The organism is Sphingomonas sp. 77B (genome assembly GCF_056497825.1).
In genome coordinates this window covers 715,818-740,848 of sequence record NZ_JBWMBY010000001.1, presented here as the reverse complement: position 1 = coordinate 740,848, position 25,031 = coordinate 715,818, and the positions used below count along the sequence as shown (strand labels likewise).

Annotated in this window: 25 protein-coding genes; 19 read left to right on the top strand and 6 right to left on the bottom strand. The window is 64.7% G+C overall.

Translation table 11 applies throughout. The features are described from left to right. Positions 1-186: 186 nt before the first annotated feature. The gene (locus tag AC1GI4_RS03435) at positions 187-396 is read right to left on the bottom strand and encodes a hypothetical protein (protein WP_479628564.1); all 210 of its coding nucleotides are present in this window, start codon (positions 394-396) and stop codon (positions 187-189) included. Here AC1GI4_RS03435 and AC1GI4_RS03430 point away from each other — a divergent pair. Then, entirely contained in the window at positions 383-2,404 is a 2,022-nt protein-coding gene (locus AC1GI4_RS03430) for a S8 family serine peptidase (protein WP_479628563.1), read from the top strand. The genes AC1GI4_RS03435 and AC1GI4_RS03430 overlap by 14 nt on opposite strands. Before the next feature lie 128 nt (positions 2,405-2,532). Further along, a complete protein-coding gene (locus AC1GI4_RS03425) occupies positions 2,533-3,201 on the top strand; it encodes a hypothetical protein (RefSeq protein ID WP_294313307.1) in 669 nt (222 codons plus the stop codon). Between the two features lie 112 nt (positions 3,202-3,313). On the opposite strand, the gene AC1GI4_RS03420 is transcribed toward AC1GI4_RS03425, so the two are convergent. Beyond that, positions 3,314-3,940, bottom strand: a complete 627-nt coding sequence (locus tag AC1GI4_RS03420; protein ID WP_295563254.1) for a hypothetical protein — start codon at positions 3,938-3,940, stop codon at positions 3,314-3,316. Further along, positions 3,937-4,443 carry a hypothetical protein gene (locus tag AC1GI4_RS03415; protein ID WP_479628562.1) on the bottom strand — a complete coding sequence of 169 codons (507 nt, stop codon included), beginning with the start codon at positions 4,441-4,443 and terminating at the stop codon, positions 3,937-3,939. Before AC1GI4_RS03415 ends, AC1GI4_RS03420 begins: the two co-directional genes overlap by 4 nt. A 518-nt stretch (positions 4,444-4,961) precedes the next feature. Between AC1GI4_RS03415 and AC1GI4_RS03410 the strand changes: the two genes are divergently transcribed. The 3 genes from AC1GI4_RS03410 (at position 4,962) to AC1GI4_RS03400 (ending at position 8,616) form a co-directional block, all read left to right on the top strand. After that, a complete protein-coding gene (locus tag AC1GI4_RS03410; RefSeq protein WP_479628561.1) occupies positions 4,962-6,302 on the top strand; it encodes a hypothetical protein in 1,341 nt (446 codons plus the stop codon). Positions 6,303-6,424: 122 nt separating this feature from the next. Next, positions 6,425-7,357, top strand: a complete 933-nt coding sequence (locus AC1GI4_RS03405) for an alpha/beta fold hydrolase (RefSeq protein ID WP_479628560.1) — start codon at positions 6,425-6,427, stop codon at positions 7,355-7,357. Continuing rightward, on the top strand, positions 7,354-8,616 hold the full coding sequence (locus AC1GI4_RS03400) for a serine hydrolase (protein WP_479628559.1): 1,263 nt from the start codon (positions 7,354-7,356) through the stop codon (positions 8,614-8,616). Before AC1GI4_RS03405 ends, AC1GI4_RS03400 begins: the two co-directional genes overlap by 4 nt. Here the strand turns inward: AC1GI4_RS03400 and AC1GI4_RS03395 are convergent. Together AC1GI4_RS03395 and AC1GI4_RS03390 are read right to left on the bottom strand one after the other, a co-directional pair. Then, positions 8,596-9,207 carry an aminotransferase class I/II-fold pyridoxal phosphate-dependent enzyme gene (locus tag AC1GI4_RS03395; protein WP_479630339.1) on the bottom strand — a complete coding sequence of 204 codons (612 nt, stop codon included), beginning with the start codon at positions 9,205-9,207 and terminating at the stop codon, positions 8,596-8,598. The two genes, AC1GI4_RS03400 and AC1GI4_RS03395, sit on opposite strands and share 21 nt — an antisense overlap. Before the next feature lie 94 nt (positions 9,208-9,301). After that, positions 9,302-9,997: an aminotransferase-like domain-containing protein gene (locus AC1GI4_RS03390; RefSeq protein ID WP_479628558.1), complete on the bottom strand. Its 696-nt coding sequence runs from the start codon at positions 9,995-9,997 to the stop codon at positions 9,302-9,304. A gap of 106 nt (positions 9,998-10,103) precedes the next feature. Between AC1GI4_RS03390 and AC1GI4_RS03385 the strand changes: the two genes are divergently transcribed. Further along, on the top strand, positions 10,104-10,946 hold the full coding sequence (locus AC1GI4_RS03385; RefSeq protein WP_479628557.1) for a PhzF family phenazine biosynthesis protein: 843 nt from the start codon (positions 10,104-10,106) through the stop codon (positions 10,944-10,946). Further along, the gene (locus tag AC1GI4_RS03380) at positions 10,946-11,551 is read left to right on the top strand and encodes a DJ-1/PfpI family protein (protein ID WP_479628556.1); all 606 of its coding nucleotides are present in this window, start codon (positions 10,946-10,948) and stop codon (positions 11,549-11,551) included. The genes AC1GI4_RS03385 and AC1GI4_RS03380 overlap by 1 nt, the downstream gene beginning before the upstream one ends. 39 nt (positions 11,552-11,590) lie before the next feature. Here AC1GI4_RS03380 and AC1GI4_RS03375 read toward each other — a convergent pair whose 3' ends face one another. Then, on the bottom strand, positions 11,591-12,622 hold the full coding sequence (locus tag AC1GI4_RS03375) for a zinc-binding alcohol dehydrogenase family protein (protein ID WP_479628555.1): 1,032 nt from the start codon (positions 12,620-12,622) through the stop codon (positions 11,591-11,593). A gap of 100 nt (positions 12,623-12,722) precedes the next feature. Between AC1GI4_RS03375 and AC1GI4_RS03370 the strand changes: the two genes are divergently transcribed. The 12 genes from AC1GI4_RS03370 (at position 12,723) to AC1GI4_RS03315 (ending at position 24,845) form a co-directional block, all read left to right on the top strand. Then, on the top strand, positions 12,723-13,070 hold the full coding sequence (locus AC1GI4_RS03370; protein WP_479628554.1) for a winged helix-turn-helix transcriptional regulator: 348 nt from the start codon (positions 12,723-12,725) through the stop codon (positions 13,068-13,070). A 156-nt stretch (positions 13,071-13,226) separates the two neighbouring features. Then, a complete protein-coding gene (gene dinB, locus AC1GI4_RS03365) occupies positions 13,227-14,309 on the top strand; it encodes a DNA polymerase IV (protein ID WP_479628553.1) in 1,083 nt (360 codons plus the stop codon). Next, positions 14,309-14,869: an alpha-ketoglutarate-dependent dioxygenase AlkB gene (locus AC1GI4_RS03360; protein ID WP_479628552.1), complete on the top strand. Its 561-nt coding sequence runs from the start codon at positions 14,309-14,311 to the stop codon at positions 14,867-14,869. The genes dinB and AC1GI4_RS03360 overlap by 1 nt, the downstream gene beginning before the upstream one ends. 590 nt (positions 14,870-15,459) lie before the next feature. After that, positions 15,460-15,888 (top strand): DUF1810 domain-containing protein, encoded by a 429-nt coding sequence (locus AC1GI4_RS03355; protein WP_479628551.1) that lies wholly within the window; start codon positions 15,460-15,462, stop codon positions 15,886-15,888. Positions 15,889-15,891: 3 nt separating this feature from the next. Further along, positions 15,892-16,830 (top strand): hypothetical protein, encoded by a 939-nt coding sequence (locus AC1GI4_RS03350; RefSeq protein WP_479628550.1) that lies wholly within the window; start codon positions 15,892-15,894, stop codon positions 16,828-16,830. After that, on the top strand, positions 16,827-17,597 hold the full coding sequence (locus tag AC1GI4_RS03345; protein WP_479628549.1) for a DUF2971 domain-containing protein: 771 nt from the start codon (positions 16,827-16,829) through the stop codon (positions 17,595-17,597). The genes AC1GI4_RS03350 and AC1GI4_RS03345 overlap by 4 nt, the downstream gene beginning before the upstream one ends. A gap of 105 nt (positions 17,598-17,702) precedes the next feature. Next, positions 17,703-19,205, top strand: coding sequence for a hypothetical protein (locus AC1GI4_RS03340; protein WP_479628548.1), 1,503 nt, complete (start codon positions 17,703-17,705; stop codon positions 19,203-19,205). A 93-nt stretch (positions 19,206-19,298) separates the two neighbouring features. Beyond that, positions 19,299-20,276 (top strand): hypothetical protein, encoded by a 978-nt coding sequence (locus AC1GI4_RS03335; protein ID WP_479628547.1) that lies wholly within the window; start codon positions 19,299-19,301, stop codon positions 20,274-20,276. 9 nt (positions 20,277-20,285) lie between these two features. Further along, positions 20,286-20,738 (top strand): hypothetical protein, encoded by a 453-nt coding sequence (locus AC1GI4_RS03330; protein WP_479628546.1) that lies wholly within the window; start codon positions 20,286-20,288, stop codon positions 20,736-20,738. Between the two features lie 253 nt (positions 20,739-20,991). After that, the gene (locus tag AC1GI4_RS03325) at positions 20,992-21,273 is read left to right on the top strand and encodes a hypothetical protein (protein ID WP_479628545.1); all 282 of its coding nucleotides are present in this window, start codon (positions 20,992-20,994) and stop codon (positions 21,271-21,273) included. Beyond that, positions 21,266-23,776, top strand: a complete 2,511-nt coding sequence (locus tag AC1GI4_RS03320) for an AAA family ATPase (protein WP_479628543.1) — start codon at positions 21,266-21,268, stop codon at positions 23,774-23,776. The genes AC1GI4_RS03325 and AC1GI4_RS03320 overlap by 8 nt, the downstream gene beginning before the upstream one ends. A 199-nt stretch (positions 23,777-23,975) precedes the next feature. Then, positions 23,976-24,845, top strand: a complete 870-nt coding sequence (locus AC1GI4_RS03315; RefSeq protein WP_479628542.1) for a hypothetical protein — start codon at positions 23,976-23,978, stop codon at positions 24,843-24,845. Positions 24,846-25,031 lie beyond the last annotated feature (186 nt).

Here is a 25,031-nt window from a genome sequence, read left to right as displayed (position 1 = left end):
TGTCCAGGGCTCCTTCGGGGGCCTAAAGGCGTGCGCGCTCGTCTAATAGCGAGTTTCCAACTTCCGGCTTTCGGGTCGGCATCGCCTCGTCATTAGGGGCGATGCCGTCGGCTGGGGAAGCCAAGCATCGCCCGACACGGGGGTGCGTATGGTTGCGGGACTAGGCCGCCAGTGGCAGAAAGCATTTCAAACTTCATCGGTGATTTCAGCAGCCATGCTGCTTGCGGCCTGTGGCGGCGGAGGTGGTGGAGGCGTTAATTCGTCGGGATCGATCCCGACGCCTGCACCCACGCCGACACCCAGCCCAACACCGTCGCCATCCCCCACACCGACACCGCCGCCCAGCGCCACCGATAGCGCCGAGTATAAGGCGTCCGCTGCCGTGGTCGGTGCCAAGGCCGGCTATGCCTATGACAAGGGCATCAGCGGCAAGGGCGTGACCATCGCCGTCATCGATACCGGCATTGCCACCAGCAGCGCCGAGTTCGCCGGCCGCATTTCGCCCGACAGCAAGACATTCGAGAGCCGGATCGCACGTTGCGCGACCTGTGCACCGGAGACGGTGACCTTCCCGCTCGACGATGTGCAAGGCCATGGCACCGAAGTCGCCTCGGTCGCGCTGGCAGCCAGGAATGGGAACGGCATGCACGGCGTCGCCTATGACGCGACGCTGCTCGCGCTCAAGATCGCCGCACCGAATCTCGAGAACGTCACCGCCACTTCCGTCATTAAGGAGGCCGATGGCGCCAATCCGATGGCTATCGCCCCGGCCATCACCTATGCGGTGGAGAAAGGCGCGTTTGTCATCTCGCTGAGCCTGAACGGCGAGGCAGCCGGTCAGGTGGCGACCGACCAACGCACCGCCATGGACGGCGTCGTCAAAGCCGACCGGCTGCTGGTTCAGTCCGTCTCCAACTTCGTCGACGACAAGAGCGCCGCCCCCGGCACCATCACCCGCAATCTCGTTGGCGGCGATCTGCAAAACAAGGGCAACTTCCTGTTCGGCATCCGCGTCGACAGTGCGCTGCGACCGCCGAGCGGCAATGGCCTGCCCGGCGAGCTTGCCGACCGCACGCTCGCGGTGGTCGCGACGGACGTCAGCGTCGTTGGCAAGGACGGACAAATCACCACGGTCACGGGCAACAGCTTCGCCGCCCCCGCGATCGCCGGGGCCGCTGCGCTCCTCAAGCAATACTGGCCGCAGCTCGGCGGCAAGGCGATCTCGCGCATCCTGCTCGATACCGCGACCGACCTCGGCGATAAGGGTGCAGACCAAATCTTCGGCGCTGGGTTGCTCAACATCGAGGCGGCGATGAAGGCGCAGGCCCCCGCCAGCGCCTTCGCCGCCGCCGACATGGTGCTGGCGCGCTATTCGTCGCTCAGCCTGTCGAGCCCGTTCGGCAGCGGCGGGCAGTTGTCCGCCGCCGTCACCCGAATGACGGTGTTCGACCGCTATGGCCGCGACTTCTCCATGACCGGCAGCGCCTCACCGCGCAGCCGGGGTTCGGGGTTGCTAGCGGGTGCGATGCTGGGGACGATCGATACGCCGTGGCTGGCCACCACGGCCAACGACGCAAAACTGGGGTTCGCCTCCGCTGCCACCGGTCCCTGGGCCGCGGCGCGTTCCGGCCGCCCGGCCACCTTCTCCTTCTCGCCTGCTGCGGGACAGACGATCAGCTTCAGCGCCAATGCCGCGATCGGGCAAGGCGCGGGCATCACCGGTTCTGCCCTGCGCAGTGTCGTCGCCGCGCCGGTCGGCACGTCCTCCTCGTGGAGCGGCGGCGGCTGGTCGGCGAGCTTTGCTTCCGGCGCATCGCGCGACAGCCGCTCTGCTTTGCGCAGTGTCACCTTTGCGACGCCGCTGGGACTTGGTGTCGAGCTGTCCGACCTGACTGAACGCGGTCAGGTGCTGGGACTGCGCGGCCCCGCTGGATTTGCCCTCTCCGGCAGCCGGACTACGCTGGCCACCCTGACCGCCAGCCGCAGCGTTGCAGGCGTCCTGCTGTCGGCTCGGGCCACAGCCGCCGCCACTCGGATCGCTGGCGGATCGGACCTGCTGCGCTTCACCGGCCCGATGACCGGGACGGCCTTCGCGCTCGACGCCGCGCATCGCCTCGGCGGCGGTACCGTCACGCTCGGTCTATCATCACCGCTCCGGCTCGAGCGCGCCCGCGCAGTAGTCGAGGCGCCCGTCGCCTATGACCTGATGACCGGCGTGCTCGCCACTCGCCTGACCAGCGTCGACCTGACACCGACCGCGAGAGAGATGGATGTCGAGCTCGGCTGGTCGACCGCGCTGTCGCCCAGCTCGTCGTTGCGGCTCGGCATCGCCCATGCCTTCGACGCCGGCCACGTCGCCGGCGCGCGGGACACGGCAGGCTTCGTCGCGCTGGTGCTGCGATGAGGCTCGCCGTACGGGCCCGCTCGCCACCGGCAAGCACAGCCCACCCCTAGAAACACACCCCCAACGGACCTGCCACGCCGGGACGCATCCCGGCGAACGAACCCGCGCGTCCAGAAGAAGGACATGACATGATGACGAAATTCACCGCCGCCGCCGCGCTGGCGCTGCTCACCGCCTGCGGATCGGCCTCGGTTGCCGAGCAGGAGGCCGCGGCGCAGACGAAGACCGCGGCCGCACCGCTGACGATCGCGGGCATCCGTATCGGCATGGCCGCGCCCGAGGTGCAGGCGACGCTTGCCCGTACCGGATGGAAGGTCGAGACGTCGGCGGGCGAGGATTGGGCCGCGACCGTCGACCACGAGGCCAAGCGGCAGCGCGACGTCTTCCCGATCGAGGAGCCGAAGAACGGCATTGCGGTGATGAACGCGACGAAAGGCGACGAGCGCCTGACCGTCGAGTTCCAGCCGATGCCGACCGGTGACGCCGTCAAGTTGGTAAAATACGTCGCCCCCGCCGCCGGACGGACGCCCGAGCAGATCGCCGCCGAGATGGTCAAGCGCTACGGCAAGCCCGAAACCTCGCAGGTTGCCGCCTCCATCTACGAGGCGAACTGGTGCACGGGCGGCGACCGGTGCCGCCAGATCTGGGGCAATCCGCATCAGGGTCTTGCGGCCGAGCTCGACGTCTATGGCAAGCTGAACATCTCCCTGTCGCAAGGCGTGGCGGCGGAGCGGGCGTGGCAGAATGCGGTTGCCCGCGCCGTCGGCGGAGGTACGGCCGCGAAATCATCGTTCTGACGAGCCGTACCCGCCGACGGTCAATTCGATGGACGGGACGCTGGGTCGTCCCGTCCATCGCAACGGATCGATGCGGCACGCTGCATGAAGCGACACCGCAATGCCACTCTGTTCATTGCCCCAGCGTCAGCGCCCAGCGTGCGGAAAAATCCGCCCAATCCTCCGCCCACATGGCATGCTTGCTTTCGGCAAGATCGGGATGCGTCGGCCCCCAACCCGACGCCCGGTGGGTGCGAGCAAGCACGATGGCATGGGCGTGCGGGGCTTCCTCCGCCAGCTGATCGCACGGCGCGTGAGCGACCACGAGACTGGTCAGGCGGCGTTCCCGGCCGAGCCGCAATGCCACGTAGGACAGCACAGCCCCGAACGCGTCATGCACGGGCACGTCACGATCGAACGGGAAGGTGAAGACCGCGCCCAGAAGCTTCTGATGCGGCTGAACCGCCGCGTCGTAGTCGCCAAACAGCCGCCCGATGGATGTGACGTCCGGCACGCCGGGTGCCGGGATGATCCGGTGATCACGGGCCGTCACCGGCCAGCCGCACGCCGTTCTCGGCGTATCCCCGACAGGCTTGACGGGATTGAGCTTGGCGAAGGCGATCTGGCTCATCGTATTATCCAGTCCGCTGCGCCGCGGCCGGACGAGGCCGAAGCCGATCGCGCGACCGGCCTCGGCACGGACATCGAAAAGCCGGTCGGCGACGGCGCCAGGCGCCAGCCATTCGGGAAGCGTGATCACTTCGTCCCTCCCGCGAAGATGCCGGACAGAAGCGCGCGACCGTCGGCCAGTCCCGCTCGCCGGTCGACTTCGCTATCCCATGGCGCGCATTCGCAACTGCGGAGTCCCACAGGCAGCAGGGCGAAGCACGTGCTTCCCGGCTCCGGGGGCACGAAATGACATGATGCCCCGGCACCGAGGAAGAGGTTCAGTCCGGATGAGTAAACCGGATCGTTGCCAGCGAGCATGACCGCGAAGGTAATGCCGTCAACGTTACCACGCGATGCGAGCGCGATCAGCACATCGGTGTCAGATGTTCGGGCGAGTTCCTCGACGTCTCGGCGGGTGGGCGGCACGATCGCTGGGACGATCAGCAACCGCGCCGCGGCTGCGTGGAGATAGTGCCGCAGCCGAGTGGCAGGTATTGAACCCGCATCCGGATCGACAGGAAAGCGCAGCCCGGCGAGACGCGCAGGGGTCAGGGCGGCGGCGATCGCGACCGCCTCCAGTGTCTTGATGTGCATGGTCGACTTCTATCCATGGGGGCCGCGGGCTGTTCGCGGCGATCCTCCCTGGTCATTTCACCTCTCGGCTCAGCCGATCCGCTTTCCGGCCTTTCATCACCAACCTCGCCGCCACGCAGCGCTTGGGTGGTCTTGGCGGAGCATGCCCCCCGCCATGCGACCGGTCCCGCCTTCCGGAGGCACCGTCATCGCGGTGCCGGCGGACCTGGAGGCGACGCCTCCACCAGGAGCGCTTGCGCTCCCGGCGCGCACGCGCCGACGCAGCTAAAATGACACAAATATGAAATGCCACATTTTAGCGGTATTGCGCCGCAGTTTCTGTGCGGCCCTGCATGGGGCCGCTCTGCCTTCTTCTGTGAGGGCGCCCACTTCTTTCTGTGAGCTTTCCTCCACCTTTTGTGAGGCTGTGCACGCCGCCCTTACGGCGGCGTTTACTGCGTGTGAGGGTCTGCAAGGCTATGCCTGCATGGTGTCGCGAGCGGCGAGCGTCGGCCGTCCGCATTGATGGAGCGTCGAGGATGGATCTGAATGCCCTGCTGACCCCGGCCGAGCTGGAAGTGTATCGGCGTCACATGGCGGGCGGGCAGTACGGTGACGGCAGTCCCGAACAGGAGAAGGCCGCCGCCGCGAGCATCACCAGAATGCTGAAGCTTCTGGTGACGAAGGAGGGACGAAACGCCGTTGGAGCCCTGGGCCCCGGACGCGGCTCGATCCTATCGGAGTTGATCGCGGTACTGCTCGGCCCAGCCCCCGATCCGCAGGCCTGGATGGAGGCCATCGCCCGTGGCAGCTTCGACCTCACCGGGTACAAGGCCTATGGCAAGCGGCCGAAGACGATCGACGGTAAGCAGCCCGCGATCGGATCGCCAGGTAATTTCCTGCCCCGTCTGCTTGAGCGATACCAAAAAGCGGCGGGCCATCGTCCGCCGAACGCGCGAGAAATTGCCGATCTGCGGACCGCGCTGGGTATCCTGATCGCGACGTCGCTGCTCAAAGAACTGCACAACGTCACCAATGAACGGGCCGCGCTCGGCAGTGCTTGGCCGCTCGTCAGCGCCGTCTCCGGGCGACCGCATGCGGAACTCCGTCGGTTCATCGCCAGCTATGGAGACGATGAATCGTTTCGACAGCAGCTCGCCGCTGATATCCAGCGTTCGGTGATCGACTGGGTGAAGCGCCATCCGGGCAAGGTCCTGCCGAAGAACAAGCAGGTAGACAGCCAGGCACCGCAGACCGACATCGAGCAGCATTTTGCCCGTGAGGCGAATTCCGAGGAGCGACGGAAAAGCGCGCTGATCGCGTTCGGCAAAATCCTGTTGTCCGGCGACAGCGGATACGACGATCCAACGATTGACGCCGTGCTTGATGCTCTCCGTGACGAACCGGCTTACGCTTGGCTGCGCGACATGCCGGGGCACCCCGTGCCAGCAGATTACCCCGGTGGCGGGTCACCCATGCCGACCGAGCTGCTGCGGCAATTCATGCCGATCGCCGCTGGCCCCAGCACGACCGAGCAGGTTCTGGGACGCGCTGCCATGGCGCCCATCGCGATCATGTCGCCACGCCCCCTACGGCTGACGGAAAGCGAAATGATCAACAAGCGGCTCGATGATCTGGCGCGGTCCATTCACAGTCACGTCGAGACAAAGGGCCTGCCGCCGCTGGAAACCCCCATCGAGCATCTGGCGATGTTCGAGGCGAGCGTCTGTTACTGGTCGCTCAATCCGGACTGGGAGGCCCGCCAGCCTTGGGAGGATATTGGCTTCAATCTCCATGCGCCATCCCGGGAGGATGAAGACGCGGCCTACCGATTGTGGGACATGGTCACCAGCCGTGCGGAGACAAGGCGAACCATCTGACGACGTCATCGCGGCGCCAGGGATATTGGTGTCGCGGCTGGTGTTACCTATCGATGCCTTTTCGCTTTTTTGCCGCCGCGGCCTGCTCGGCCCTGCTTTCAACCACTGCGGCTGCCCAAACGGTGCCGCTCGGCGCCGATCTGGAGCGGTTCGACTATCCTGCCCCCGTGCACTGGTTCGAGGCGAGTTCGCAGGGCCATCCGGTTCGCATGGCCTTTCTCGACTGGCCGGCGACCGCCACGCCCAACGGCAAAACGGTCGTCCTGCTCCACGGCAAGAATTTCTGCGCCGCGACCTGGGGCGACACCGCGCGCGGACTGGCAGCCGCGGGCTATCGCGTCATCGCGCCGGACCAGATCGGCTTCTGCAAATCGTCGAAACCGAGTGGCTATCAGTACAGCTTCCACGCCATGGCCGCGCTGACTGCCGCGCTGCTCGACCGGGCCGGGGCCGGCAAGGTCGTGCTGGTGGGTCATTCGACCGGCGGCATCCTCGCCACCCGCTTCGCGCTTCTTTATCCCGAGCGGGTCGCGAAGCTGGTGCTGGTCAACCCGCTCGGCCTCAACGACACGCTGAGCGAGGGCGTGCCCTATACCGACCTCGGCAAGCTGCGCGCCGAAGAGGCGAAGACGGATGCGACGTCGATCAAGGCCTATCAGCTCCGCAACTATTATCATGGGGTCTGGCGTCCGGATTACGATCGCTGGGTCGCCATGCTGGCCGGGCAATATGCCAGCCCCGATGGCGACACGGTGCGCGACGCACAGGCCCGTCTGTCCGATATGATCCAAACCCAGCCGGTCGCGGCAGAGCTGCCGCGCTTAGCGGTCCCGACCACGCTCATCATCGGCCAGCGCGACTTGACGGCCTTTCGGGCCAACAGTGCGCCCGAGGGCCGGCGCGCCCGCGTCCGCACCGTGCCGCAGGCCGCCGAGGACGCGGTAAAGCGCATCCCAAGCGCCCGCCTGATCCGCCTGGACGATCTCGGCCATTCGCCACAGGTCGAGGCGCCTGCCGAGTTCCTGCAATCGCTTCGCTCTGCGATGACGCCGTGAAGCGATATGCCAGCGCGTTGGCGCTCCTCCTCGCCAGCGGTTGCGATGCCGCGCCTGCGCCACGGCAAGCAGCCGTGTCCCGCCCGGTCGAGACGCGTGGTTTGGACGGCGCCATACTCGCCGACACCGTTGCCCAAGCCAGCCGTCTTCCCCGGCTCCGCTCGCTGCTGGTCCTCCGCGACGGGCAGGTGCTGGCCGAGCAGCGCTTCAACGGCGGCCCGCCGCTCGACCGGCCGGTCAATATCAAGTCCGCGTCCAAGTCGGTCCTGTCCGCGCTGGCCGGCATCGCGATCGCGAAAGGCGCGCTGACCGGCGTCGATCAGCCCGTGCTGTCGGTGCTCGGCAGCGATGCGCCGCCCGATCCCGACCCGCGTCTTGCCCGGCTGACCGTCGAGGACCTGCTGACGATGCGCGCCGGACTGGAGCGGACGTCGGGTGAGAATTACGGGCGCTGGGTGTCCAGCCGGAACTGGGTCCGCTTCGCCCTCGCGCGCCCATTCGTCGATGAGCCGGGCGGCGCGATGCTTTATTCCACCGGCAACACGCATCTGCTGTCGGCGATGCTGACCCGCGCTTCGGGACGCGACACCCACACGCTGATGCGCGACTGGCTGGCGGAGCCGCTCGGCATCACCATCCCGGCATGGTCGCGCGATCCGCAGGGCATCTTTTTCGGCGGCAACGACATGATGATGTCGCCGCGCAGCCTGGCGCGGTTCGGCGAACTCTATCGCCTGGGTGGGGTGATCGACGGGCGGCGGATCGTCCCCGCCCGCTGGATCGAAGAAAGCTGGACCCCGCGCACCGTATCGCCGTGGAGCGGTGGGCAATATGGCTATGGCTGGTTCGTTGGCACCAGTCGCGACCATCCGTTGCGCTTCGCCTGGGGCTATGGCGGGCAGATGCCGTTCATCGTACCGGACCTGAAGCTGACGGTCGTCATGACCTCCGATCCCAGCGGTGCGCGCGACAATGGCCATATAGCCGCGCTCCATGCACTGCTCGACGACGGCATCGTCGCCAACAATGGTGAGACGCTCGGACATATCGCCGCTGCCGGGGTTGGCATCACCCGCGTCGGCCGCTTCAGCGTCGCAGCGGAGATCGCGGACGGGCGGCTCGTGCCGTTGCTCGAAGACTATAATCCAGGCGACGTCGAGCTGATCCACGCCGTCTTCGTCGGCGGCTCTGCCACCCCTACGAGAGTGCGGGTGTTCGTCGACTTTCTGGTCAAGCGCTTAGCCAGCCGGTTCCAGTAACGGGCGCGAGACGGCCTTTTCCAGAAAGGCGTACAGCCGGTCGTCATCGCTCATGGCGACGTTGAAGCGCATGTGATCCCGCCAGCCGCCACTGGTACTGAACACCGGGCCTGGTGCCAGGACGATACCTGCGTCCATCGCCCTGCGCGCGAGGTCGACTGCATCGATTCCATCCGGCAATCGCGCCCAAAGAAAGATGCCTGCCGCCGGATTGGTCCACGGCTCGATACCGATGGCCCGCAGAACCTTCGCCACCCGGGCCGTAGCCCGGGCCAGCTGGGTACGAACGCCGTCGACGTGACGCCGATAGCTGCCATCGGTCAGCACCGCGTGCAGCAGGTTGGCGGCGAGCGGACTGCCTGCCATCGACGTCGCGATGCGCAGGTCTGCCAACCCTTCGATCCAGTCGGGTCGCGCTGCGATATGGCCACAGCGTACCGCGGCGGACAGCGATTTGGAGAAGCTGCCGATACGGATCGTCCGGTCGAGCCCATCGAACGCCGTCAGCCGTGGCGACAGCGTGTGTTCGAAGTCAGCGAAGATATCGTCCTCGACAACGACCATGTCATGCGCCTCGGCGATCTTGAGCAGCCGGTGCGCGCTGGCGGCGGCGAGCGTCGCGCCGGTCGGATTGTGGATGCCTGAGTTGGTCAGGTAGAAGCGTGGTCGATGCTTTGCCGCGGTCTCAGCGAAGGCGGCGCGTCGGTGTCATCGGCACGCCGACGACGTTGGCACGGTGTGCCCGCAGAAGCGCCAGAAAGTTGAAATAGCACGGGTCGTCGACCAGCACGGTATCGCCGGGCTGAAGGAGGAAACGGCACACCAGATCGAGCGCATGGCTGCCGCTGTCGGTCAGCAGAATCTGGTCGGGGCCGGCTTCAATCCCCTGATCCGCCATCCGCCTCGCCAGCAAAGCCCTGAGCGGAGGCGAACCCAAGGGGGAAGCATAGCCCGCCAGCGTGCCGTTCTCGTCGGATCGCGCCGCCCCGCGCATCGCCTTGCGGAGGGCATCGCCCGCCAGCCAATCATCGGGTAGCCAGCCGCATCCCGGCATCAATTCATGGCGTCGCTCGCCCAGCGACTGGCGCAGCATCCAGAGCGGGTCGACTTCGCGCTCCTTCGTACTGGTCAGCCGATCCAGCGCCAGCGGAGCCAAGGGCGCGGCAACATAAAATCCCGATCCCGGTCGCGACCGGATCACGCCCTCGGCGGCGAGGCGATCATAGGCCTCGACCACTGTCGAGCGTGCGACGCCGCTCGTCTCGGCCATCGCGCGGATAGACGGCAGCCGGGCGCCCGGCGTCAGCGCCCGAGCGTCGATCCGGTCGCGGATCGCGCGAACCACCATGCCGGTGCGGGTTTCGTCTGGGGCGCTCGCCATCGTACTGCCATTCTCGCCAATACAGTTCGGCGTGATTGTACCGATGTGTATCTGTCGGCGCCAGTCGCTCCGCGATAGGACGAGCCATCATCAACAGGAGATGCCCGTGACCCGCCCCTTTCGCCTCGTCGACGTATTCGGCACCGATCCGCTGACCGGCAATCCCTTGGCCGTCATTGCCGATGCCGATGGCCTGACGACGGACGAAATGCAGGCGATCGCAAGCTGGCTGAACTTTTCGGAGACGACCTTCCTGCTGCCGCCGACCGATCCATCGGCCGATTATCGGGTACGCATCTTCACCATGGCGCACGAACTGCCCTTCGCCGGGCACCCGACCTTGGGCAGCGCCCATGCGTGGGCGGAAGCGGGCGGGCAGCCGAAGCAGGACGGCGTGATCGTGCAGGAATGCGGCGTCGGGCTGGTGACGATCCGGCGCGATGGCGATCAGCTTGCTTTTGCCGCCCCACCGCTGCTGCGCGGGGGCACGCCGACCGAGGCCGAGATCGCTCAGGTCGCCGAGTTGCTGCGGATCGACCGCGCGGCAATCGTCGATGCCGCCTGGGCAGACAATGGCCCCGGCTGGATCGCGGTCATGCTGGAGTCGGCGGAGGCCGTGCTGGCGGTCGAGCCGGCGCGGTACCACCCCGAGCATATCGACATCGGCATCGTCGGACCATATGCGCCCGGCAGCGAGGTCGCGTTCGAACTGCGTGCGCTCTTCACCGACGCGCATGGCGGGCTGATCGAGGACCCGGTGACCGGCAGCCTCAACGCCTCGGTCGGCCAGTGGCTGTTCGCCAGCGGTCGGGCCAGCGGCAGCTATGTCGCCGCCCAGGGTACGCGCCTCGGGCGGAGCGGGCGTATCCATGTCTCGCAGGATGAGACCGGCCAGGTCTGGGTCGCCGGGGCGACGCGGACTTTGTTCTCCGGGCGGGCGCAAGGGTGATGCAGGTCGCGGTCCTGACCTTCGACGGTTTCAACGAACTGGATTCGTTCGTGGCCGCCGCGATCATCAACCGGCTGCGCCCGCATGGCTGGGCTGCGCACATCACCGCCCCGACTGAAACGGTGACGTCGTTGAACGGCGTCACGGTCCACCGCCAACGGCCGCTCGAATTCGTCGAGGAAGCCGATGCGGTGCTGATCGGCAGCGGTGTCCGCACGCGGGAGATTTCCACCGATCCGGCGATGCTCGCCCGGCTTTGCCTCAATCCAACGCGGCAGTTGATCGCGGCGCAATGTTCAGGAACGCTGCTGCTGGCCACGCTCGGCCTGATCGGCGAGTTGCCCGCCTGCACCGACCTCACCACCAAGCCATTGGTGGTGGAGGCCGGCGTGACGGTCATCGAAGCACCGTTCGCCGCTCATGGCAATGTCGCGACGGCGGGCGGTTGTCTTGCCGCGCCCTATCTCGCCGCATGGCTGATCGCGCGCGGAGGCAAGCCCGAACTGGCGCGCGAGGCACTTCGTTACGTCGCGCCGGTCGGCGAGAAGGCGCGCTTCGTCGACCATGCCATGGCGATCGTCGCGGGCGAGTTGGCATTCGCCTGACCCGCCCGCGCGCTTAGCTCGTAGGAACCCGCGTCGAGCTTACGCCTGCCGCCTGTCCCAGCCTTCCAGGACGATCTTGCCCCGCGTGGTGGCGCTCTCGATGCGGTGGTGTGCCTCGATTAGATTGGCGGCATTGATTGGCGAGAGCGTGTCGGTCGCCGTGGTGCGGATGCGCCCTTCGTCCACCAGTTCGGCCACCGCGTCCAACATTCGACCCTGCTCGCCGACGTCCGGTGTGTCGAAGAGCGACCGGGTGAACATCAATTCCCAATGCACCGACACCGCCTTGCGTTTGAAGGCGACGATGTCGAGGCTGGCGGGATCGTCGATCAGCGCGAAGCGCCCCTGCGGCGCGATCAGCTCGGCGATATCGGCCAGATGGCGATCGGTATGGGTGGTCGAGAAGACGAAGGCGGGCGCGCCGATCTCAAGCGCGGCGATCTGCGGTGCCATCGGCCGGGAATGATCGATGACATGATGCGCACCTAGGTCGCGCACCCAGTCCTGCGTCTCGGCGCGTGAGGCGGTGGCGATCACGGTCAGGTCGGTCCGAGCACGCGCGATCTGGATCGCCGCGGAACCGACACCACCCGCGCCGCCGATGATCAGGATGGCACGGGCGCCGCCAGCCGGTTGGTCGTCGACCTTCAACCGATGGAACAGGGTTTCCCAGGCCGTGATGGCCGTTAGCGGCAACGCCGCCGCCTCCGCGAAGCCGATGCTGCGGGGGCGATGGCCAACGATCCGCTCGTCGACCAGCTGATATTCGGCATTGCTGCCGTCGCGCATCAGGTCGCCCGCGTAGAAGACCTCGTCACCCACCTTGAAGCGGGTGGTCTCCGGACCGACCGCTTCGACCACGCCCGCCGCATCCCAGCCGAGAATGCGCTCGTCACGCCCGTCGAATGGCGCGGCTCCGGTGCGAACCTTCGCGTCGACCGGGTTCACCGAGATCGCCCGAACCGCGACCAGAATGTCGCGCCCGGTTGGAACGGGTCGTGGCAGTTCGACCTCGACAAGGGCTTCGTCCCGGTCAATCGGGCCGGGCTGGCGATAGGCTATGGCGCGCATGGGTCTTGCTCCTTTTGCTGACGCACGCGAGATAGGGACGGTGTCAGCTTATGTCGTAGGCACAAAAAACGCTCATAGTGTCGAAAAGGATACCGCCCCGATGGCGAAAGCCCGTCACTCCCGCCTCGATTGTACCCCGGGTTGTGCCGTCGAGGCGGCGGTGAGCCTGATCGATGGAAAGTGGAAGGCGGTGATCCTCTATCATCTGCAGGACGGATGCACGCGCTTCAACGAACTGCGCCGCCGTGCCGGGGACGTGACGCCGCGCATGCTGACCAACCAGCTGCGCGAGCTGGAGGCCGATGGCCTGATCGAGCGCGAGGTCTTCGCTCAGGTGCCGCCGCGGGTAGAATATAGCCTGTCCGATCGCGGCCGATCCCTGTCGCCGATCATCGCGGCGCTAAAGGCTTGGGGTGATGCGAATATGGACCTCTTCGCGCGGCGGTGATCATCCGGCTGATGCGTCGGCGACGTTCGCGGCATCGCTCGAACGGCGTCGTACTCGGATGTACGCCAAGAGATGGGCATGTGGGATAAGCGACGGGTTTCCGACGTTTTTGCACAGTATGTTCACATCCTGTTCTGCATGCGTTAAAAGGTGCGCATGGCGGTGCGTAAGATCATTCACGTCGATATGGACGCCTTCTTCGCGTCGGTGGAGCAGCGTGACGATCCGTCGCTGCGCGGCAAGCCGGTTGCGGTCGGCCATGCCGCCGCACGAGGCGTGGTGGCGGCGGCCAGCTACGAGGCGCGCACGTTCGGCGTTCGCTCTGCTTTGCCCTCGGTCACCGCGCTGCGGCGCTGTCCCGACCTGATCTTCGTGCCGCCCCGCTTCGAGGTGTACCGCGACGTCTCGCGCCAGATTCATCAGGTGTTCGCGCGCTATACCGACCTGATCCAGCCCTTGTCGCTCGACGAGGCCTATCTCGACGTCACCGCGAACAAGCGCGGCCTGGAGACTGCATGGCTGACCGCCAAGGCGATCCGCGCCGACATTCTTGCGGAGACCGGGCTGACCGCATCGGCAGGTATCTCGTACAACAAGTTCCTCGCCAAGCTCGCCTCGGATCATCGCAAGCCGAATGGCCAGTTCGCGGTCACGCCAGACATGGGCGCCGCCTGGGTCGAGACGCTGCCCGTGAGCCGCTTCCACGGCGTCGGACCGGTGACGGCGCAGAAGATGAAGCGGCTGGGGATCGAGACCGGGGCCGATCTGCGCGCCAAACCGCTGGCGTTCCTGCAGCAGCATTTCGGCAGTTCGGCCGAATGGTATCACGCCATCGCGCGCGGGGAAGATGACCGTTCGGTCAATCCGAACCGCGTGCGCAAGTCGTCGGGGTCGGAAACGACGTTCAACCGCGACCTGACGGAAGCCGCTGAGATCGAGGCCGGCGTGCTAAAGATGGCGGACGATGTCTGGGACTGGTGCGAGGAACGGCAAGCCTTCGGCCGGACCGTGACGGTCAAGGTCAAATATGCCGATTTTCATCAGATCACTAGACGCCGCAGCCAGCCCGTGGCGGTCATCAGTCGCGAAGGCCTGCGTCGCGCGGCGCTCGACCTGATCCGATCGGTTCTGCCGACCCAGAAGGGGATACGACTGGTCGGCGTAACGGTATCGAACTTCGTCGAGGCCGGGGCAGCGGCACCGACCGAATTGCCGATCTTCGCGGAGGCGGCGGCGTGATGCTTGACCTCTTTGACGCGCCGCTCCTGCCGGGGCTCGCCACGCGGGCGAACCTGATTACCGCGGACGAGGAGCGCATGCTGATTGACCGGATCGACGCGACCGAGCTCGAGCCGTTCCGCTTTCAGGGCTGGACAGGCAAGCGGCTGACAACGTCCTTCGGATGGAGTTACGACTTCGAGGTCGGGCGCCCGAAGGATGCGTCACCGATGCCGGACTGGCTTCTCCCCATTCGCGATAGGGCGGCAAAGTTTGCCGGGCTAGCGTCCGAGGCGCTGATCCAGGCGCTGCTCATCCGCTATGACCCAGGCGCCGGGATCGGCTGGCATCGCGATCGGCCAGTCTATGGCCATGTCCTCGGCATCTCCCTCGGCGAAGCGGCAACGATGCGCTTCCGGCAGCGGCGCGCCGACGGCTTCAACCGGGTGTCGGTGCCGCTCGACCCGCGTGGCAGCTATCACATGAGCGGACCTGCTCGGCATGAATGGGAGCACAGCATCGCTCCAATGGAACGGCCGCGATGGTCGATTACGTTTCGCAGTCTGGCGGAGCATCGGTGATCGACGAAAAGAGGTTAGTCGTCATCTCTCTTGGCCGAGGTTGAGGAGCGCTGATTACTACATGCGGTGAGTAAACCTTGAAGCTCCTGACATCCGCCTTCGGCGGGTTTCGACCAGCTCAAGACATTCAGCGTCCGTGACGCGAACGTCGGCTTTCGCTGCAACCCGCCATTCGGGTAGCACAAACCGGCCGGTCGGCTTAGCGCCCAAACAGCGGTCATTCCGACAGTCCCCCCGAATCCTGAGAGCTACCGTTCTCCAAGATAGTGGCGGCCGAATGCCGAGCCTGAGATACCTTTGCCAAGGACTAGTTGGTGTTGAACTGAAAGCACCGCGCGGGGCTATCGATCATGCGCGCGCGCAGATCGGTAAGGACGGCATGGGAGGCCATGGCACAATTCAAGACCCAGGTTTGATTGTTTATTTCCCCCTTTGTTCCATTGTGTCGGTTTGCGAGTCAAGCCGGGTGCTTGTGGGCAACTGTTTCTGTTCGCGGCGGCAGGCGCTGCTCTCGCTCGGGAATCTGAGGCTTTAGCGGGACGATAAATATTTGCTGGCAGCAGTGGGACACGCAGGCGATGAACAGAATTATGAAGCAGGACGATCCTTTTGAACTGCAGCGATTCATCGATGTACAGGCAACAAGCTACGACATGGCACTCACCGAAATCCGCCGCGACGCCAAACGCAGCCATTGGATGTGGTTCATCTTTCCGCAGGTCGCCGGGCTAGGTTCATCGGCGATGGCACAGCGTTATGCGATCGGTTCATTGGACGAAGCGCGCGCTTATCTCGCGCATCCAATGCTCGGAGCAAGACTGCAGGCCTGTGTTGCCGCACTCCAGAATCTGACCGGCACCATCGCCGAAGCTGTGTTCGGCAGCATCGATGCGGTGAAGCTGCGATCGTCGCTGACCCTGTTCGTAAAGGCGGGTGGCGGGCCGTTGCTTGGGGCAGCGCTGACGCGCTGGTTTGGCGGGTCGGATCAGGCAACGCTCGATATTCTGGGCAGGGGTTGACCAATGGAAACCGGGCGCAGGAAATCGGGGCGTGCAACGGCCACCACACCGACGCCGCCCTATGTCGCGATCGCCTGTTGGCTCGACCTGCTCGGCTACGGCGGCGAGATCGACAAAGCCGGGTTCGATCCGACTCATCCGGATGCAAGGGCGCCGCTGCGCCGCCTGCGCGAGTTCCAAGCGGTCGTCTCTGAACATAGCAGCGGCGGATTCCCGACTCTGGTGATGAACGATGGCGCTGTGGCCTACAGCAACATCGAACCGAGCCGCAGCGACAAGGCCTGGCGCTTCATCGCCCGTTGCTGGGCGCTCTACCAAGCAGCGACCGAAATCGATCTGGCCAATGGCGGACCAGGGCTGCGCGGTGTGATCGCGGTTGGGTTGCGCGCCAAGGGCAGCAATCGCGGCATTCTCGCACAAGACGAAGCCGTGACCGGGATCATCGAGCAGCTCGTTGCCGGGACGATCGACCGCAAAAAGGCGCTCGCCGACGCGCGCAAGGTCCGGCGGGTTTTCGATATCATTCCGCAGCTCCAGGCTAATTTTGCGTTCACCCGCGCCTATGAGGCCGAAACGGCAGGCACCGCTGCCGGACTTCCTGGGCCAGCGCTCTATCTCGACACGGCGGTCTTCGCGGATGACTTACCGCACTGGATTCGTTCGGGGCCGCCGGTTCCTTGGCGGCCAGCCAAATCTTCGCTTGCGACCAGCTTCGTTGCCCTTGAAGCCATCGAGCCGGTTGCCGACGAAGTAGCGCACACCGCGCTCCGCTCCGGGCAGGTCTTGCGGACCATATTGCAGGGGCGGCAACCAGCTCGGGTCCAACGGGACGCCGATCCTCACCTCTACAATACACGTCCTTCGAGACCGCGCGCATCGTGCTCGGATCGGGCCGGCTGCGCTGGACCACGCCGCCGTTGCTCAACGATCCCTATGATTTGAGCTTCGACCTCCATCTCGATTTTCATTACGACAGCGTGCGCGACGCGGCGATCGATCTCCTGTGGGCCGATTGGCGCAACGATTCAGTGCCGGCGCCGCAGGCGTTGCTCGAGGAGTGGAAGCGGGTCACCAAGGCGGCGCAACCCAATCTCACTCGTGCGGCGTTCGCAGAGATGGTCGCGCCGATCATCGATGAGTCGATTGCCGCCACCGCCTCGATCGTCGAAATGAACGCCGAACTTCAATTTCATCTTCAGCGCACCAAATTGCTCTGCCTGACCGAAACGCCGGGCAATATGTTGATGTGGGCGCACTATGGTCAGCAGCATCAGGGCGCCGTTCTGCGGTTCACCCGCGAAGGCGACAATAATGCTTTTGGGATGGCGAAACCGGTCCGCTACGCCCGAGCCATGCCACGCTTCGGGGACAGCGCGACACTGGCTCGCATGATCACCGGTCGTTTGCAGGACCCCAAGGCGCTTACGGACGCCCAAATCTATACCAAGGCGATCGACTGGGCCTATGAGCGCGAATGGCGCATCCAGTTCGGCTTCGGGCGCGATCGCGATGCGGCGCATGAGGATCTTCCTTTTGGGGCCGAAGAGCTCACCGGGCTGATCCTAGGCTGTCGGATGGACGCAGCGAGGCAGGCCGAGCTGGCCGACCTCGCCCGGAGACTCAATCCCGAAGTCGAGATCTTCGTGACCCGCCCGTCAACGCGCGCGTTTGAATTGACTATCGAACCGTGGGTCGAGACCGGTGCCTGACAGGCGGGCCGCGACGCCCGGTTCGAGACATGTTCCACCGGCCAATCGCTCGACCGGGATGGGCGAGCGATGAACAGTCGCGAAACACTGCGTGGTGACGCAGCAATGGCGATCGTCGAGCGCGAGATCATGCACCACGGCGACGCGGTTATCGCGCACCTCGCGCCGTTCGAAGCGGCGGGCGCAATCGCGACCTGGCATGCCGCTATCCGTTCGGCCGAGGAGTTCATCAACATACCGCAGTTCGCGGTCCCGGGTGCCGTGGAACACCAGCTGCTGTCGCTACCACTGGGCGACGCGCTGGCGGCTGACCCCAGTCCCGCGATTGCCGCGCGCGATCTGCTCAAGCCTTTGCTCGGCGAAGCCGTAGCCCGCCGCTTCATGCTTTCCATGATCCAGCTGACCATCGCCTCGGTCGGCCTGCGCGAGTCCGGTCGTTCGCTGGCGGGCGGCTTCGTGCTCGACACCGTCGCGGCGGGGATCGATTTTCTCCAGTCGCGGCGGCGCCATATGGTTTCGCTGCTCTACGCTATACCCAAGGCCTGCACTGGCACACAGGCGCTCGCGCCCGAGCTGGCCTGGCGTGTGATGCTGCCGCTCCTCGAATACTGCTGCGATGGCGTGACCGGATGGAGCTGGAAGAAAATCCAGCTGCTTTGCCTGCCCGATTTCGCGCTCGAACTGGATGGGGTCGGGGCAATGGCGAGCCAGGCCTTCAACCCGCTTGGGCCGATGTTCCTCGAGCCCGAGCGGGTCTCGATCATGGATATGATCGACCATCGCGGCGAGCAGATCGGGGCGCCGCGGCGCGAACCGCAGGATCCGCGTCTGGTCTTCTCGGCCGCGGAGCTGCGTAACAATGTCCGGCTGCTTGAAGCGGTCTTCACGCAGTTCGGGGTGGACGACGCCGCTTATAGCGCGATCAAGCGGCTGTTGATCCTGTGCTCCCGTCACTGCCGCGACGATTATTATGTCGAGCTACCGCGGACTTTGTTCGACGCGGCGATCGTCTGCCAGGATGTGATCCCGGCGCCCGAGCTGGAGGCGCTGCTGATCAGTCCGTCGGGCAGCTATGCCGATTGTTCGAACGATTATGCACCATTTCTCGCGCTTGGGGACCGACTGATCAGCAACGTCGTGCTGCTTTCGCGCTTCGCCAACATGTTTAAAAACCTCCACCTTGGCAGTCGGCGACGTTTCCTCTCCAATGCCGGCTTCATCTTCGAGGATATGGTCAAGCGCGACCTCGCCAAAGCCGGGTTCACGGTCACCGACATCAAGCGGATTAACCGCAAGGAATTCGACGTCGTCACCACACTCGGGCAGGTGATTCACAACTTCCAGTGCAAGAACAACTGGATCGATCTCGCCAGGGTCGAGCGCGATCCCGTGCTCTACGCGCGCTATAACCGGCGGCTGGTGCGCTACTACAAACGTGCGCTCGGGAAAGAGCGCCGTCGCGAGGGGCTGCTGACCGAAACGCTCGCGCGAGACAAAATTCGACATCATGTTGTCAGCCGCTTCGCGGTGATCACCGACGATTCGAGCATCATAAACTACAACCAGCTTGGAATGCGCGCGCAGGCGATCATCGCTGAGGCTGGGTAATTTCCGCAGACGTCACGACACGTCAGCCGGTTCGCTTTTCGGGGCCGGGCAAAATGCCCATACGTGATCGAGTCGAGGTAAGGGACAAGGGCAGTGGCAAACGATTCGGTCGACAATCAAAACGATCACGGAGGGACCAGTGGCTCGCCTGCGATCTTCGACGCCTTGAACCGCGCGTGGGATCATGGTGAGTCGATCAAGGGGGCATTCCCCTCGCTCACGCTGGACCTGCCGCAAATCCCGCGCATTGAACTGCCGGTCCTCGCCGTGCCCGCCGAGCTGTCCGAAGCCATCCAGCGCTGGCAGACGGCGATCGCGCCCTTGACGAAGATCGGTGAAGAGTTTCGCCACCGTTACGCCGAGATCATGAAGCCCTTCGCCGGGTTGAGCGAGCCTTTGCGCCGTCTTCAGGTCATTGATGCGCAATGCGGCCGCCTCGAAGCGCTCGGCTGGTTGCCACACGCCAATTCGCCGCTCGATCTCGTCGCCGACGACCCGGAAGATCCCGCTGCGGTCAATGCCGCGATCCACCAACATTATACGATCCACTGGTCCAATATCGCGCGTGCGCTGTGCGCCGACATCGACGTCAGCGCATTGGATGACGAGGCAAAGGCGACCTTTGCCGAAGCGGTCGCAGCCCATGGCGCGGGCTTGTATCGTTGCGCGCCGCGCCTGCTGTTTCCCGAGATCGAGCGGGTGTCGCGTAAGGAAATTTATGGCGGCGCGCTCGACAAAATGGCGAGCCAGCAGCGCCTGATGGAAGCGATCGGCGGTCTGACCCCCGCCGAAATGTCATCGACCGGTGTCGCCGGCCTGCGCTTCTATAAGAAGCTCACCAAGCATCTCTACATGCATATGAAGGATGAAGCGGCGGTCGGGATCGCATCCGCGGATCCTGTGCCCAATCGGCATGCCTCACTGCATGGGATCGTTTCCTATTCCTCCCCGCAAAGCAGCATCAACGCGATCCTTGCAGCCGACTATCTCCTGCGCGCGATATCGACGATCAAGCAGCTCGCGGCCGACGATACGGCGGCCGCGCGTGGCCGAGCCGTCGAGTCGAGCTGATGCGCAGCCATGGATCTTGATCGATACCAGGACGCCGCGTGGCGCGAGATAGTCTGGTATGTCGAACGGCTCCGTGCCGAAGGCGCGGACGCGCTGTGGCGTTCGGGCGTCGTGCTCGGCGCCGCCGGGATCCACGCCATCCTCGAGAATCAGGGCGCGGAGCTACGCGACTTTATGGGCGCGCCACCTGCGAAAAGGGCACGAGCGCTGGCGAGACATAAGGATCCGGTCGAGCGGCACGGCTTCCTGATTGCCGCGACCTATTTGGCACGCTGCGCCGCTGCCTGGCTCAACGTCGCGTGTCGCTACGGCGTGTCCGCCGGTTATGGTCCGAAACCCCGCTTTCTGCTCGGGCAGACGGCTGCTGCGGCCATCGAGCTTCGCGATGGTTTTCCGACGCTATGGCCGTTCGAGGATCATCCCGACCCCTTTGGTCCTAGCGTACCCGCTCTGGCGCGGTAGCTCGATGACCTGCGTCAGCGCTGGATTGATGATCTCAGTCGCGTGCTACGCCACGCCGGCATCCCGCCGGTCTAGGCATGTGCATGCTTGCCGCGCGTTGTCGCTTTAGCGTGCTGGTATTCCATCCAATCCGGCTTGATGTCGTGATCCATCGTTTCCGCTTCGGCTCTACTTGGCTAATCTCGCGATCAACGAGAACGCGCCGCACTGGGTTGGCGCAACCGATTCGTGGACAGGTTGGAGGAGGGGGTTGGTGAACGAGGACGCAGCACCCGAGGATGCAGTGGCGCTCGACATAACGGCGGCCCTTGCGGCTCCGGTAGCCGATGTAGTGGAAACGCCCGAAATGTTTCTGGTCGGCGTCGCGGCTGCGCTCAAGGCGTCGGAAGATGTCGATGCCGATCTGGCCGCGATCCTGTCCGATCATCTGCTGACCGTCACGCCGCACGACAATGTCATCGCCAATGCCAAGGCGGCGATCCTGACGCTGGCCGCCGCGCGCGCGACCCCGGCCGAGGAGCAGGCCGATGGCTGATCCGACGCTGTTCCACTCGCTGACGCTCGAAGGCTTTCGCGCCTATCTTCAACCCAAGACCTTCGACTTAAGCAAGAAGCCGAGCCTCGCGGTCTTCGCGCCCAATGGTCTCGGCAAGTCGAGTGTCATCGACGCGCTTGAATTCCTTTTCTCCGAACATGGCACGCTCGATCGGCTAGGGCAGCGTGCGCTCAATAACCAGGCCGGCCCGTCCGCGTTGGTCCATAATGGCGCGCAGGCGGCAGGGATCGCGCCGGTGGTCAAGTTCACGACCATCACCGGCAAGGCCACCACTTCGGGAAGCCGCACGGCGGTGGGCAATTCACGCCCGATCCATGCAGCAGCCATCGCAATGAAAGCCGGGTTCGTCGTCGCCCCGATCATCCGCGGTTATACGCTGCGGACTTTCGTCGAAGAGCATAAGGCGGAGACCCGCTACAGCGACGTGGTGAGCTGGCTGCAGCTCTCGCCGCTGGTCGAAGTCCAGAAGAATCTTCGGCTGCTGCGCCGCGAGGTCAAAGCCGCTGCCGAGAGCACAACTGAACAGGTTCGTCTCGCCGGGCAGCTACGCACCGAAACCGCCCAAGCCGTCCAGGCTTGGGACGACGCGGCCGTGCTCGACTTCGTCAACACAAACGTCATTGCGCCGCTCGATCCTGCGTTGACGATGGCGGCGCTCGATGCTGCGGACGCCGGCTATGTCGAGATCGGCAAACGCGTCGCGGCCGAGGAGAAAAGCATCGGCCTCGCCGGTCTGCGACAGGTCCGCAATTCGATTATGGCGCTGTGGCAGAAGATTGTGCCCGAGGATGGCGGCGACCCCGAATATTCGGGCGCCATTGCCGCCTTCGACGAAGCGCTGACGGTGCTGGCCGATGCCACGGCCATCGAAGCCGACGAGCGCGACAAAGCGGCGGGCACGGTATTTCGCTCGGTATGGAAGGAAGCCGAGGAACTGTTTGCCGACGATGCTGCGGCTCCGGAAAAATGTCCGGTCTGCGCGACGGCGATCGGCGATACCGCTGCCGGAAGCGCCCCCGCGATCCGCGATCTTCTGAAGACCCACCTCGACGATCTGCAAAGCTACAACGACGCCAAAACCGCGCTGGACGACGCCGGCAAAGCCACCGCCAAGGCGCATAACCAGCTGATCGCGCTGATTCCCGCGATGATCGATCATCTGTCCGAAGATGATCCCGACGGCTTCAGGTCAGCACTCATCGAGTATCAGGCCGGGGTTGCCGCGTGGCCGGCCGCCGCCGCTCCAGCCTCAGCCGCGATCACCGCCGAGCTGGAGGCGCGCCTCGTCGGTCTCGACCAGAACATCGCCGACATCGAGGACAAGCAGGGCGAACATACCTGGGTGAAAGCAAATGCGAGCATCGACCGACTGGTGAAGCTCCAGACGGATGTGGCGCTGGCGACACGGACAACCGAGGAACTCACCGCGCTGCACGAGGCTCTCGGCACCCAGGCCACGCTCGTCTCGGCCAAGATTCGCGAGAAGATTCAGTCGCTGCTCGACGCCCTCCAGGCGCCGATGAACGACATCTACAAGAAAATCCAGGGCGACAAGGCTAGGCCGATCCGGCTCGAGCTGCCCAGGGAGGACGAGACCAATCAGCAGCGCATGCAGCTGGTCATCGACTTCGCCGACAATCGTCAGGGCGTCGCGCCCGGCGGCTATCTAAGCGACTCCCAAATTCACTCGGTGGCACTGGCGCTGCGCCTCGCGGCGATCAAAAAGTTCAACAGCGCCGCCCCGGTGATCGCGCTCGACGATGTCGTCACCTCCTATGACGCCGACCATCGCCGCGCGATTGGCGCGCTGCTCGCCAAGATGTTCACCGACTGCCAGATCATCCTCGTCACCCATGACGAGCGGTTCTTCAATCACTTGAAGGATCAGCTCGCCGCGAAGGACTGGCAGTTCACGCGCATCATCGGGCTAGACCCGGCATACGGCCCGCGTTTCGCCGACCATAAGGTGACAGACGAGATGATCGCCGATCGCTGGGACAAGGGCGAATCCGCTGCCAACGAGATGCGTCAGGCCGAGGAGGAATGGCTGCTCGGCATCGCTCGAGGTTTCGGCGTCAACGTCCGCATCCGTCAGCTCGAGAAGGCCTATTCCTACGAGCGATCCGAATTGGCCTCTGCGATCGGCGGCTTCCTTAGCGACATCAAATTGACGCCGGCCAACGTACCCGGTGTCAACAATCGCTTCATCGCCAGCTTGGTGAAGGGCGATATCGAGAATTTCGGCAGCCATTTTCAGGACGCTCCCTATGGCGACGGCTCGATCGGCGACGAGAAGACGCGCTGGGACGAATTCAAGGCATTCCGCAGCCAATTCCAATGCGTGTGCGGCCGCACAAAATATCAGCGGCCGTTCGGTCTGAACAAACCGGTCTGCGCACACGATAAGTGTGAATCCCAGTTCGCCTTCAGGCCGCTCGCCGCGGCAGGCGGCATTGCTGCCGCGCCTGCAGGGAAGGCCTGACGTCAGACTGGTCGGCGTGATCACGGCAAGTGGAGAGATAAAGTCTCGATGCTTGAGAGCGCTTTGTGCGGGTCGGAGATTTTGATCGGTAAGGCTAGACGCGTCGATTATGCTGGCCGACGACGCCTGAGCGCATGAAACGTGACGAGCGGAAGGTGAGGCATGCACGGTAGAGGACAGGTAGGAGGTCACGAGAGCCATGCCCCTGGCTGATCGGTTCGGGCCAGATGGACTAGCGCGCTGGGATCGCGACGCCGAGACCTGGGTTACGTTCGACCCGTTCCCGATGCGACCCGAGGTCCGATCCGCGCCAGCGGGACTGTGCGTTTATTGCGGCGCGTCGACCTACACGGCGGAGGGTGGAAAGCTCCATGATGAGCATATCGTGCCACTTTCGATCAATGGGAACTATGTTCTGCCTGAGGCGAGCTGCCGGGATTGCGAGCAAATCACTGGCCGTAACGAGGCCCTGATCATGCGCGGCGGTTTCCGGGCCGTCAGGGAGTATCTTCAGCTTCGGTCCCGAACGAAGAAGCGGCCTCAGGAATTGCCGCTGTTCAACGTGAACCGGATCGAGGGTAACAAGGTCATGGTGCCGATCGATGACTATCCGGTGATGTGGATGATCCCGCGCTTCGATCTTCCGGGCGCGCTCAGGCCGCCCGGTCACGTTTCGACGGGAAACCCGCCGCCTTGGTCGACGGCAATCAACCTCGACCATGACAAGATGGCGAAGCACGGCATCACGAATTTCACCACGAACCAGATGGACGTGTTCGCCTTTGTCAGGATGATCGCGAAGATCGGGCATGCTTTGGCCGTATCTCGCTACGGACTGCACCATTTCATTCCCTTTCTGCGCCATATCATCCTGCACGAGGCCGGACCTGAGGCTTTTGAGTTCATCGGGGGGCGCGCCGAGACACCGCATGATTCGGAAGAACTGCATGGGTTGACGCTCCGCACACTCAGGGTCGGTGATCGCGTTCTGTTGGTGGCGGAGATTAGATTGTTCGCGACGCTGGGCGCGCCAATCCATCTGGCGGTGGTAGGAGAAGTTCGAAGCTGAAACGACCGGTGCGCCGCCGCTTCAGGATGAGTTGAAGCGAACACGCAAAGCGTTAGGCCAGCAGCGAGCGATCATGCGAAACTGAACAGCATCGCGGAAGCTCCGGGAATGACAGCTTCTGCCGGAAGCCGTCGTTCGCCGTGCGTCTTGCGAACGACGGCTTTGTCCCAGAAACAGCCGCCCAAC

Coding starts and splice junctions, on each gene's coding strand:
- AC1GI4_RS03370 (WP_479628554.1), top strand. CDS start 12,723: ATGGCGAAAGCCCGTCACTCCCGCCTCGATTGTACCCCGGGTTGTGCC.
- AC1GI4_RS03315 (WP_479628542.1), top strand. CDS start 23,976: ATGCCCCTGGCTGATCGGTTCGGGCCAGATGGACTAGCGCGCTGGGAT.
- AC1GI4_RS03355 (WP_479628551.1), top strand. CDS start 15,460: ATGAAGCAGGACGATCCTTTTGAACTGCAGCGATTCATCGATGTACAG.
- AC1GI4_RS03340 (WP_479628548.1), top strand. CDS start 17,703: ATGGCGATCGTCGAGCGCGAGATCATGCACCACGGCGACGCGGTTATC.
- AC1GI4_RS03425 (WP_294313307.1), top strand. CDS start 2,533: ATGATGACGAAATTCACCGCCGCCGCCGCGCTGGCGCTGCTCACCGCC.
- AC1GI4_RS03330 (WP_479628546.1), top strand. CDS start 20,286: ATGGATCTTGATCGATACCAGGACGCCGCGTGGCGCGAGATAGTCTGG.
- dinB (WP_479628553.1), top strand. CDS start 13,227: ATGGCGGTGCGTAAGATCATTCACGTCGATATGGACGCCTTCTTCGCG.
- AC1GI4_RS03350 (WP_479628550.1), top strand. CDS start 15,892: ATGGAAACCGGGCGCAGGAAATCGGGGCGTGCAACGGCCACCACACCG.
- AC1GI4_RS03415 (WP_479628562.1), bottom strand. CDS start 4,443: ATGCACATCAAGACACTGGAGGCGGTCGCGATCGCCGCCGCCCTGACC.
- AC1GI4_RS03360 (WP_479628552.1), top strand. CDS start 14,309: ATGCTTGACCTCTTTGACGCGCCGCTCCTGCCGGGGCTCGCCACGCGG.
- AC1GI4_RS03375 (WP_479628555.1), bottom strand. CDS start 12,622: ATGCGCGCCATAGCCTATCGCCAGCCCGGCCCGATTGACCGGGACGAA.
- AC1GI4_RS03320 (WP_479628543.1), top strand. CDS start 21,266: ATGGCTGATCCGACGCTGTTCCACTCGCTGACGCTCGAAGGCTTTCGC.
- AC1GI4_RS03410 (WP_479628561.1), top strand. CDS start 4,962: ATGGATCTGAATGCCCTGCTGACCCCGGCCGAGCTGGAAGTGTATCGG.
- AC1GI4_RS03390 (WP_479628558.1), bottom strand. CDS start 9,997: ATGGCGAGCGCCCCAGACGAAACCCGCACCGGCATGGTGGTTCGCGCG.
- AC1GI4_RS03380 (WP_479628556.1), top strand. CDS start 10,946: ATGCAGGTCGCGGTCCTGACCTTCGACGGTTTCAACGAACTGGATTCG.